Genomic DNA, 9,630 nt, shown 5'->3' with positions numbered 1-9,630 from the left:
GGTCGGCGATTTGCCGGTATGCTGGCGCGTGCCGCCCGCCGCATGCGTCGATCCGGAGCGCCGCGGTCCGACGCCATCTTCAACCGGAGGAACCGTTGAACTTCGAACGACTCGCCGCTGCGCTGCAGGACCTCGACACCCCGGTCGCGCTGTTCGCCACCGGCGACGGCCTCGCCACGTCCTGGAGCGCCGCGCACGGCGTCGCGAACGCCGCGACGGGGCAGCCGTTGACCGCCGATACGCCGCTGCGCGTCGCGAGCAATACGAAGACCTTCGTCGCCGCGGCGCTGATGCGCTTGTCCGAGCAGCGCCGCATCGACCTCGACGCGCCGGCCGATGCGTCGCTCGATCGCGAACTGGTCGCGCTGCTGGCCGACGCCGGCTACCGCCCGTCGTCGATGACGCTGCGGCAACTGGCGAGCCATTCGGCCGGCCTGCCCGACCACGCGGACGAAAACTATCTGCGGATCGTGCTGGCAAACCCGGCGCGCCGCTGGAGCCGGGCGGAACAGGTCGGTCTCGGCGTCGGCCGCGAACGGCCGAGCGACGCGCCGGGCACGCGATTCCGGTATTCGGACACCGGCTACCTGCTGCTCGGCGACGCGATCGAACGCGCGACCGGATGGCCGCTGGCGCACGCGGTGCGGCGCCTGCTGCGCTTCGACGCGCTCGGGCTCGCGTCGACCTGGTGGGAAGACGCCGAAGCGCCGCCGGCCGGCGTTGCGCCGCGCGCGCACCAGTCCTTCGGCGGCGTCGACGTCACGCACGTCGATCCGACGATGGACCTGTACGGCGGCGGCGGCCTCGTGATGACCGCGCGCGACCTCGCCGCGTTCATGCGCGGGCTGTTCGAGGGGCGCGTGTTCGACGCACGCGGGACGCTGGACGAGATGTTGAGGCCCGGCCCGCACGCGGGTGCGGACGGCTACCGTATCGGGCTCGCGGCCCAGACGATCGCCGGCCGGCCCTGCTATTCGCACGCCGGGTTCTGGGGCACGGTGGCCTGCTACGTGCCCGCGCTGCGCATCGCGATCGCGGGCTTCACGACGTCGCGCGAAACGCGCACCGGGCTGGTCTCGCTGATCGAAGCCGCGCTCGGCGACGCGTTGCGCGAGCCGGCGATACGCCCGGGCGCGTAGGCGCCGACATCAGGCGATCGCGTGGAAGCCGAGGCGGTTGCCGTCCTGCGAGCCGGGCGCGGCGAGCACCGCGAAGTCCATGTCGATCAGCACCGGCCGCATGCCGTACGTCTTTTGCCCTGAACCGTCGACGAAGACCGCCGTGCCGGACGACAGCTGGCGGTCGATATCCAGCAGCGCCAGCGTGCCGCGTGCGGTGCCGGCCGACTGCTCGACCTTCAGCGGCGTGCCGTCCTGCGCAACGTAGTGGCCGCCCGCTTGCAACAGCTCGTGATTGCGCTCGACGGCCGCATTGATCAGGTCCATGAAGCGGAAGCGCCCGTCGGCGCGCTGGCTGGCCGCCGCGCGATCGTCGGCGCTGAACGGCGTCTCGCCGCGCACCAGTGCGCCCTGCGCGTCGATGTCGACCGCCTGGTCGTGAAACGCGCGCGTCGCCAGCACCAGGTTCGCATTGCCGTTCAGCGTCTGCTCGATCCACGCGCGATCGCTTTCCTTCATCGTTTTCGACACGACCTGGATGGCGCCGTCGTCGGTGTGGAAGTCGAATTGCGCGTCCGCCAGATCGGGGCGCTTCGCGACAATCTCGCTCATGCTCGACGCGAGCGCGTCAGTCACCCGGTTCAGCTTCGTCGACAGTTCGCCCGCCATCGACAGCTGCTTCGTCAACGCCGCCTGCATCGCCTGCAGGTCGAGCGCACGCACCTCCAACGGCGGATCCTGCGGCGGCGCGGCCGCCGCGCCCGCAAGCTGCCGGTCGTCGAGCGCCGCCTGCGCCATTTGCGCAGGCGACAGGCTGCCCGCCGACGTGACCGAACTCGTCATGGCCCTCTCTCCTTTCAGATGGTTTTTTCAGGGTTTACGGACCGATTCCGAAGAAGTTGAGGGCGGCCGCTCAGCTCGCCGCGAGACGCCTGAGCACGACATCGAGCAACACGTTCGCGCCGTCGAGCAGCTGATCGTCGTCGGTGTGCTCGCGCGGGTTGTGGCTGATCCCGCCGCGGCTCGGCACGAAGATCATCGCGGCCGGTGCGATGCGCGCGATCATCTGCGCGTCATGCCCCGCGCCCGACGTCATCCGCCGATACGACAAACCGGCGCGGCGCGCCGACGCCTCGATCTCGTCGGCCAGGCCGGCGTCGAACACGACCGGCTCGAAACGAGCGAGCCGCTCGGTCGAGATCGTCACGCCCTCCTGTTCCGCCACCTGCACGAGAAATTCGGCCAGACGCCGCTCCGCATCCTGCAGCCGCCGTTCGTCCGGATCGCGCAGGTCCACCGTGAACACCGCCTTGCGCGAAATGACGTTGATCACGTTCGGCTCGATGCGCAGCATGCCGATCGTCGCGAGCGTCGTGCCGGCCTCGACCGCCAGCGTGCGCAGGAAGGCCGAGACGGCCGCCGCGACCCAGCCGGCGTCGTGCCGCAGATGCGTCGGCGTGGTGCCCGCGTGGTTCGCGTTGCCCTGGACGGCGATCTGCTGCCACGAGATGCCCTGCAGGTTTTCGACCACGCCGATGCGGACCTGCTCGGCCTCGAGGATCGGACCTTGCTCGATATGCAGTTCGAGGTATTCGTGCGGCACGATCGCGCCGGGCTCGAGATCGCCCGCATAACCGATGCGCGCCAGTTCGTCGCCGAGCCGCGTGCCGTCGATGCCGACCGTATCGAGCGCCGCTTCGACCGGCATGCCGCCCGCGTACACGAGCGAGCCCATCATGTCGGGCTGGTAGCGGATGCCTTCCTCGTTGGTAAACGCGCCGATCGTGATCGGGCGCCGCGGCTGGAGCCCTGCATCGCGGAAAGCCCGCACGACGGCGAGGCCCGCCAGCACGCCGTAGCAGCCGTCGAGTGCGCCGGCGTTCGTCACGGTGTCGATGTGGGAGCCGATCATCAGCGGACGCAGGTCGCCTGCATCGGCGTGCGCGCGCAGCGTGCCGAACAGGTTGCCGATCCGGTCGACGCGAACCTCGAGGTCCAGCTCGCGCATCCATGCGGCAACGAGATCGCGGCCGGCCCGCTCGTCGTCCGTCAGCGCGATGCGAGTCCGGCCGCCCGCTTCGCGGTCGGCGCCGATCTCGCCGAGCTGCCGCAACTGGTCGAGCAGAAGGGGACCGTCCAGTTTCAGGGCCGGCAGAGGTGCTGCAGAGGGATTCATCGGTCGTCTCCATGAGGCGCGCAGGTCCGGCCACGCAGCCGGACGTCATGGAGAAAAATATTATTTCAGGCCGCTCGATATTTCGGCTCTCAATGACCGGGCGCGGCGCAACTTTTTTTCATATTGAGCCGCCCGACGTGAACAAATGCGCGGAAGGGCGCGCGCCGCTGCGGTCGATCGCCGTACGACGCGTTCCTTCGCCGCAACACGCATCCCGCCGCTACAGCAGACGCAAGACTCACACCGGCGTCAGCACCGGTTGCCCGGCGAAATGCCGTGCAGCGTTGTCGAGAAACTGCTGCACCGAGCGGTCGAGCGCCTCGGGCGACCAGCCGCCCATGTGCGGCGTCAGCACGACGTTGTCGAGATCGGTCAGCGCGCGCGGCGGTTCGGGTTCGCCTTCGTACACATCAAGCCCCGCGCCCGCGATGCGCCCTTCGCGCAGCGCTTCCGCCAGGGCAGCGGTATCGACGACGCTGCCGCGCGACACGTTCACGATGAAACCGTCCGGGCCGAGCGCATCGAGCACCGCACGATCGACGAGGTGCCGCGTGCCCGCGCCGCCCGGCGTCGCGACGATCAGGAAATCGGCCCATTGCGCGAGCGCGTCGAGCCGGTCGAAATAGCGGTACGGCACGTCCTTGCTCGACCGGTTGTGATAGCCGATCTCGATGTCGAAGCCGGCCGCGCGGCGCGCGCATTTCTCGCCGATCTTGCCGAGCCCGACGATGCCGAGCTTCTTGCCCGACACGTTCGGCGGCATCGGCAGCCCGTCGCGCCACACGCCGGCGCGGGTGTGCGCGTCGAGCCTGACGACGCCGCGCACCGTCGCGAGCAGCAGCGCGAACGCGTGGTCGGCCACGCAGTCGTCGTTGGTGCCGGCGCCCGTGACGACCGTGATGCCGCGCGCCTTCGCGTGCGCGACGTCGATCTGCTCGTAGCCCGCGCCCAGCGCGCTGACGAACGTCAGTTGCGGCAACCGGTCGATCTCGGCGGCGCCGAGGCCCGTGCTGCCGTTGGTCAGCACCGCGCGAATCGTGCCGCCGTAATCGGCGATCGCGCGTTCGCGCGCGTCGGGCGTCGACGCGTCGTGCACGACGAACGACGCCGCAATCCGGCGTTGCGCGTCGCCGCGCAGCGCAATGAGGACCAGCAGTTCTGGCTTCATGACAGGAGATGTCCGCAGGGCGGGAACGGCTTGCAGTGTAGCAAGCGTGAGACGGATGCGGGTTATCCCCACACAGGCTGTGGATACGCCGCCGCACGCGGTTTGCCAAAGCCGGCTCAGTCAAGTAAGTTTCGGCGTACGCCCCCGTCCTGGAGATTGGCCCAGATGAAGCTCGCCCTGCCCGCCCGGATCCTGGGCCTCGCGCTCGCCGCCGCGTTCGTCGCGCCCGGCGCGCACGCCGACACGCCCGTCGTGGTGTCGTCGAAGATCGACACCGAAGGCAACCTGCTCGGCAATCTCATCGCGCAGGTGCTGAAGGCCCACGGCATTCCGGTCACCGAAAAGATCGCGCTCGGCGCGACGCCGATCGTGCGCAAGGCGCTCACGAGCGGCGAGATCGACATCTACCCCGAGTACACCGGCAACGCCGCGTTCTTCTTCAACAAGGCCGACGATCCGGTCTGGAAGAACGCCGGGCAAGGCTACGACACGGCCAAAAAACTCGACTACGCAGCGAATCATCTAGTCTGGCTCGCGCCCGCGCCCGCGAACAACACGTGGGGCGTCGCGGTGCTCTCGCAGGTCGCGCAGTCGCAGCACCTGAAGACCTTCTCCGAATTCGGCAAGTGGATCGCCGGCGGCGGCAAGGTGAAGCTCGCGGCCTCGGCCGAGTTCGTGAACAGCGCGTCGGCGCTGCCGTCGTTCGAGAAGGCGTACGGCTTCAAGCTGAAGCCCGAGCAGCTCGTCGTGCTGTCGGGCGGCGACACGGCTGCGACGATCAAAGCCGCCGCGAACCAGACCGACGGCGTGAACGCCGCGATGGTCTACGGCACCGACGGCGGCATCGCGTCCAGCGGCCTCGCGGTGCTCGACGACGACAAGCACGTGCAGCCCGTCTATGCGCCCGCGCCCGTGATTCGCGAAGCGGTGCTGAAAGCGCATCCGCAGATCGCCGACTACCTGAAGCCCGTGTTCGCGAGTCTCGACCTGAAGACGCTGCAGACGCTGAACGCGCGCATCCAGATCAACGGCGAGCCGGCGGCCGGCGTCGCGAAAAGCTACCTGAAGTCGAAAGGCTTCGTGAAATGACGGGTCGCGCGGCGGCCTCCGCGCGGCGCATCGCGCCCGACAAGGTCGGCATCCTGATCGGGGTCCTGACGATCGTCGCGGTGCTCGGCCTGCCGTTCGCCGTGCTGCGGCCGAACCGCATCGCGGCCGGCACGGGGCTGTCGGTATTCGCCGCACTGCCGGCCGCGCAGGGCGCCGCGCTCGCCGCGCTGTGGATCGCCGGCGCGCTGTGGGCGATGACGGCAAGCCGCCCCGCGTGGCGGCTTGCGGCCGGCTGCACGTGGCTCGCGACGCTTGCCTATGCGCTCGGCGCGGCCGCCGCGCACATCGTCGCACCCGACGACATGCTCGCGCGCGTGTCGCCCGCCGCCGGCGTGTGGCTGCTGCTGTTCGCATGGGCCGTGCTGGTCGCGGACGCGGTCGCGCGGCTCGCGTTCGGCCCGTGGCGGCGGCTCGCCGCGCTGGTCGTCGCGGTCGCCGCGGTCTCGGTGCCGCTCGCGAGCGGCTGGTGGGACGGCCTGTCGGTGATGCGCGAATACGCGGTGCGCAGCGACGACTTCTGGCGCGAGGCGATCCGTCACGTGTCGCTCGCGGGCGGCTCGGTCGCGGCCGCACTCGTCGCGGGGCTGCCGCTCGGCATCGCATGCGCGCGCATTGCCGCGGTGCGCGCGATCGTGATGCCCGTGCTCAATGTCGTGCAGACGATCCCGAGCATCGCGATGTACGGGCTGATGATGGCGCCGCTCGGCCTGCTCGCCGCGCACGTGCCGCTCGCGGCCGCGCTCGGCATCCGCGGGATCGGCGTCGCGCCGGCCGCGCTCGCGCTGTTCCTCTATTCGCTGCTACCGATCGCGTCGAGCGTCGCGGTCGGTCTCGCCCAGGTGCCGCCGCACGTGACCGAAGCCGCGCGCGCGATGGGCATGACGCGCGCGCAGCGGCTGCTGTGTGTCGATCTGGTGCTCGCGCTGCCGGTGATCCTGAGCGGCGTGCGCATCGTGCTCGTGCAGAACATCGGGCTGACCGCCGTCGCCGCGCTGATCGGCGGCGGCGGCTTCGGCACCTTCATCTTCCAGGGCATCGGACAATCGGCCGCCGATCTCGTGCTGCTCGGCGCGATCCCGACGATCGCGCTCGCGCTGATGGCCGCTGTCGTATTCGAAGCCGCGACGTCGCTCGCGAAGGGACGTGCCGGATGATCGAAATCGAACGCATCGGCAAGCGCTTCGGCGACGTGGTCGCCGTCGACGACGTGTCGCTGACGGTGCAGCGCGGCACGATCACCGCGCTCGTCGGCGCGTCGGGCAGCGGCAAGTCGACGCTGCTGCGAATGATCAACCGGCTGATCGCGCCGACCAGCGGCACGATCCGCATCGACGGCACCGACACCGCGAGCCTGTCGCCCGAACAGCTGCGGCGTCGCATCGGCTATGTGATCCAGGGGCACGGGCTGTTCCCGCACTGGAGCGTCGCGCGCAACATCGCGACCGTGCCGCGCCTGCTCGGCTGGTCGGCCGAGCGGATCGACGCGCGCGTGCGCGAACTGCTCGAACAATTCCATCTCGCGCCGGCCGAGTTCGCCGGCAAGCTGCCGCACGAATTGTCCGGCGGGCAGCAGCAGCGCGTCGGCGTCGCACGCGCGCTTGCGGCCGAGCCCGCGATGCTGCTGATGGACGAACCGTTCGGCGCGCTCGACCCGATCATTCGCGGCAAGGCACAGGACGAGCTGTTCGCGCTGCAGCGCCGCCTCGGCATCACGGTCGTGATCGTCACGCACGACATCGAGGAAGCGCTGAAGCTCGGCGACACGATCGCGGTGATGGACGGCGGCCGGCTGCTGCAGGTCGCGTCGCCGGCCGAGATCCTCGGCAAGCCCGCCGCGGGCGTCGTCGAGCAGCTGGTTGCGGGCGTCGACCGGCCGCTGCGGCTGCTTGCGCTGACGCCGGTCGATGCGGTGGCCGAAACCGGCGAGGCGGACGGCGAACCGATCGCCGCGACGCGCACGCTGCGCGACGCGGTCTCCGAGCTGCTGTGGCGCGGCGTCGACGCGCTGCCGGTCGACGACGGCAACGATCGCCACGCGCGCCGCATCACGCTCGATGCGATCCGCGCGCACGCGAGGAAGCCGGCATGACGGCGCGCAACGCAGCGTACGGGACCCAGGCATCGCGCGTGCCGCTGCCGCGCCGGCTGCCCGCGTACGCGGCCCGCGCGGCCGCGCTCGCGCTGCTGCTCGTGCTGCTGTTGCGCCCCGCATGGCTGCAGGGGCTGTTCGCGCCGTTCGCGGACAACGGCTCGCCCGTCATCTACGATCGCGCGAGCCTGCTCGACCTCACGCTCGCGCACCTCGGTACGGTCGCGCTGTCGAGCCTGATCGGCACGCTCGTCGCGGTGACGGCCGGCATCGCGGTCACGCGGCCGGCCGGCGCGGATTTCCTGCCGGTTGCACGCAGCATCGTCGATATCGGCCAGACCTTCCCGCCGGTCGCGGTGCTCGCGCTCGCGGTGCCGGCCGTCGGCTTCGGGCTCAAGCCGGTGCTGATCGCACTCGTGCTGTACGGGCTCCTGCCCGTTTTCGAGAGCACGATCGCGGGGCTGGAAGACGTGCCGCGCGATGTCGTCGACGCCGCGCGCGGGATGGGCATGAGCGGCTGGCAGCAGCTGGCGTCGGTCGAGCTGCCGCTCGCGTTTCCGGTGATCGTCAACGGGATCCGGCTCGCGGTCGTGATCAACCTCGGCACCGCAACGATCGGCTCGACCGTCGCCGCGCGCGGGCTCGGCGACGTGATCATCGCCGGCCTGCAGACGTCGAACACCGCGTTCGTGCTGCAGGGCGGCGTGATCGTCGGGCTGCTCGCGGTGCTCGTCAGCGACGCGATCGGCGCACTGGCGAAGGTCGCGACCGCGCGGCGCGCATGAGGCGGCGCGACGCGCGCGTCCTGCACTCGTGCGGACTCCGATGCGTGTCCGTGCAACGATTCCGCCGCCAATCGTCGGCACGCACCGACACAAGCCTACATCCCGCTTTCATTCGAGCGCACCTTCAGCCGCGCGGCGCGATTGGTCGATATACTATGCGCCTCCCGATTCCCCCACTTCGACCATGCGACGATTGCTCTGGCTGATCGTGCTTTCGTTTGGCGTCGCGCATCATGCGTCGGCGCAGCAGGCGTCCGTGCTTACGGCGTCCGCGCTTACGGCGTCCGCGCTCGCGGCATCCGCGCCGAACGTTGCCGCCGCATCGATCCCCGCCTCCGATCCGCTCGCGAACGATCAGCCGAACGAAGCAAACCGCCGCATCACGTCGTACCTGACGAAGAAATTCGGCGTCGCGAAGGAAAAGGCCGTGAAGCTCGCCGACATCGTGAGCGTCACTGCGACGAAATATTCGCTGCCGCCGGCACTCGTTTACGCGATCATCTCGATCGAATCGCGCTTCCAGGAAAAGGCGCGCGGCCAGCATGGCGCGACGGGGCTGATGCAGGTCGTGCCGGCCGCGCACCGCGGGCTGCTGCGCAACGTGAAGGACCTGACGGAGCCGAACGCGAACGTCGAGGCCGGCTCCGCGATCCTGTCGGGCTACGTGAAGGCCGCCGGCGGCAACGTGCAGGCCGCGCTGAAGAGCTACGGCGGTTCCAGTGCGTACGCGTCGAAGGTGATGCAGCGCGTCGATTCGTTCCGGTTCGTGCTGGAACCGGCCGACGAGGCGAAAACCGGCAGCGATGCGAAGGCGCGCATGGTGCCGGTCAGCGATTCGGCGGCGGGGCCGCGTAATCCGTAAGCGCGACGACCGCTCGATCGGCCGCCTCGCGCTTGCGCGGCCCGATCCCGCTTTTACCCCCGGCTCGCACAGAAGCTCAATGAAATGCTGCGCGTTCGCGCGCGGGTAGTCGACTATCCGGCGCCAAGCGCTGCGGCGGCACGATGAATCAGAGCTTGCTGCAGCAGCGCGCCGGTACGAGTGTAGTCCGGCACCCAACTGGAATCACGACAATGCTCGGTTGCCCATGCAAAACGGCCAATTGTTCCGATATTTCCGGAACAATTGGCCGTTTCTCGCCAGGCCGATCGATTATTCCGACATTCCAGGAACAATCCGTCCC

9 protein-coding genes are annotated in these 9,630 nt (G+C 69.8%); 6 read left to right on the top strand and 3 right to left on the bottom strand.

The features are described from left to right. Positions 1–95 precede the first annotated feature (95 nt). Positions 96–1,139, top strand: coding sequence for a serine hydrolase domain-containing protein (locus BST28156_RS07510; protein WP_244131445.1), 1,044 nt, complete (start codon positions 96–98; stop codon positions 1,137–1,139). 9 nt (positions 1,140–1,148) lie between these two features. Here BST28156_RS07510 and BST28156_RS07505 read toward each other — a convergent pair whose 3' ends face one another. The 3 genes from BST28156_RS07505 to BST28156_RS07495 form a co-directional block, all read right to left on the bottom strand. Continuing rightward, positions 1,149–1,961 carry a hypothetical protein gene (locus tag BST28156_RS07505; RefSeq protein ID WP_060244520.1) on the bottom strand — a complete coding sequence of 271 codons (813 nt, stop codon included), beginning with the start codon at positions 1,959–1,961 and terminating at the stop codon, positions 1,149–1,151. A 70-nt stretch (positions 1,962–2,031) separates the two neighbouring features. After that, positions 2,032–3,294 carry a Zn-dependent hydrolase gene (locus BST28156_RS07500; RefSeq protein WP_174901903.1) on the bottom strand — a complete coding sequence of 421 codons (1,263 nt, stop codon included), beginning with the start codon at positions 3,292–3,294 and terminating at the stop codon, positions 2,032–2,034. A gap of 238 nt (positions 3,295–3,532) precedes the next feature. Beyond that, positions 3,533–4,462: a 2-hydroxyacid dehydrogenase gene (locus BST28156_RS07495; protein ID WP_174901902.1), complete on the bottom strand. Its 930-nt coding sequence runs from the start codon at positions 4,460–4,462 to the stop codon at positions 3,533–3,535. A gap of 165 nt (positions 4,463–4,627) precedes the next feature. Between BST28156_RS07495 and osmF the strand changes: the two genes are divergently transcribed. The 5 genes from osmF to BST28156_RS07470 all read left to right on the top strand — a co-directional run bounded on the left by osmF (position 4,628) and on the right by BST28156_RS07470 (position 9,308). Further along, the gene (osmF, locus tag BST28156_RS07490) at positions 4,628–5,551 is read left to right on the top strand and encodes a glycine betaine ABC transporter substrate-binding protein OsmF (RefSeq protein ID WP_060244526.1); all 924 of its coding nucleotides are present in this window, start codon (positions 4,628–4,630) and stop codon (positions 5,549–5,551) included. Further along, positions 5,548–6,726: an ABC transporter permease gene (locus BST28156_RS07485; protein ID WP_174901901.1), complete on the top strand. Its 1,179-nt coding sequence runs from the start codon at positions 5,548–5,550 to the stop codon at positions 6,724–6,726. The genes osmF and BST28156_RS07485 overlap by 4 nt, the downstream gene beginning before the upstream one ends. After that, entirely contained in the window at positions 6,723–7,661 is a 939-nt protein-coding gene (locus tag BST28156_RS07480; protein ID WP_174901900.1) for an ABC transporter ATP-binding protein, read from the top strand. Before BST28156_RS07485 ends, BST28156_RS07480 begins: the two co-directional genes overlap by 4 nt. Continuing rightward, the gene (locus BST28156_RS07475; RefSeq protein ID WP_174901899.1) at positions 7,658–8,446 is read left to right on the top strand and encodes an ABC transporter permease; all 789 of its coding nucleotides are present in this window, start codon (positions 7,658–7,660) and stop codon (positions 8,444–8,446) included. Before BST28156_RS07480 ends, BST28156_RS07475 begins: the two co-directional genes overlap by 4 nt. A gap of 184 nt (positions 8,447–8,630) precedes the next feature. Continuing rightward, entirely contained in the window at positions 8,631–9,308 is a 678-nt protein-coding gene (locus tag BST28156_RS07470) for a lytic transglycosylase domain-containing protein (RefSeq protein ID WP_174901898.1), read from the top strand. Positions 9,309–9,630 lie beyond the last annotated feature (322 nt).

It is taken from the genome of Burkholderia pseudomultivorans (genome assembly GCF_902499075.1).
GTDB classification, from domain to species: domain Bacteria; phylum Pseudomonadota; class Gammaproteobacteria; order Burkholderiales; family Burkholderiaceae; genus Burkholderia; species Burkholderia pseudomultivorans.
The sequence above is the reverse complement of the archived record's forward strand: the minus strand, read 5'-3'. Positions and strand labels throughout refer to the sequence as shown.

What these genes read in the sequence shown, in the direction of transcription:
- BST28156_RS07475 (WP_174901899.1), top strand. Translation starts at nt 7,658, where the DNA reads ATGACGGCGCGCAACGCAGCGTACGGGACCCAGGCATCGCGCGTGCCG.
- BST28156_RS07470 (WP_174901898.1), top strand. Translation starts at nt 8,631, where the DNA reads ATGCGACGATTGCTCTGGCTGATCGTGCTTTCGTTTGGCGTCGCGCAT.
- BST28156_RS07505 (WP_060244520.1), bottom strand. Translation starts at nt 1,961, where the DNA reads ATGACGAGTTCGGTCACGTCGGCGGGCAGCCTGTCGCCTGCGCAAATG.
- BST28156_RS07500 (WP_174901903.1), bottom strand. Translation starts at nt 3,294, where the DNA reads ATGAATCCCTCTGCAGCACCTCTGCCGGCCCTGAAACTGGACGGTCCC.
- BST28156_RS07495 (WP_174901902.1), bottom strand. Translation starts at nt 4,462, where the DNA reads ATGAAGCCAGAACTGCTGGTCCTCATTGCGCTGCGCGGCGACGCGCAA.
- BST28156_RS07485 (WP_174901901.1), top strand. Translation starts at nt 5,548, where the DNA reads ATGACGGGTCGCGCGGCGGCCTCCGCGCGGCGCATCGCGCCCGACAAG.
- osmF (WP_060244526.1), top strand. Translation starts at nt 4,628, where the DNA reads ATGAAGCTCGCCCTGCCCGCCCGGATCCTGGGCCTCGCGCTCGCCGCC.
- BST28156_RS07480 (WP_174901900.1), top strand. Translation starts at nt 6,723, where the DNA reads ATGATCGAAATCGAACGCATCGGCAAGCGCTTCGGCGACGTGGTCGCC.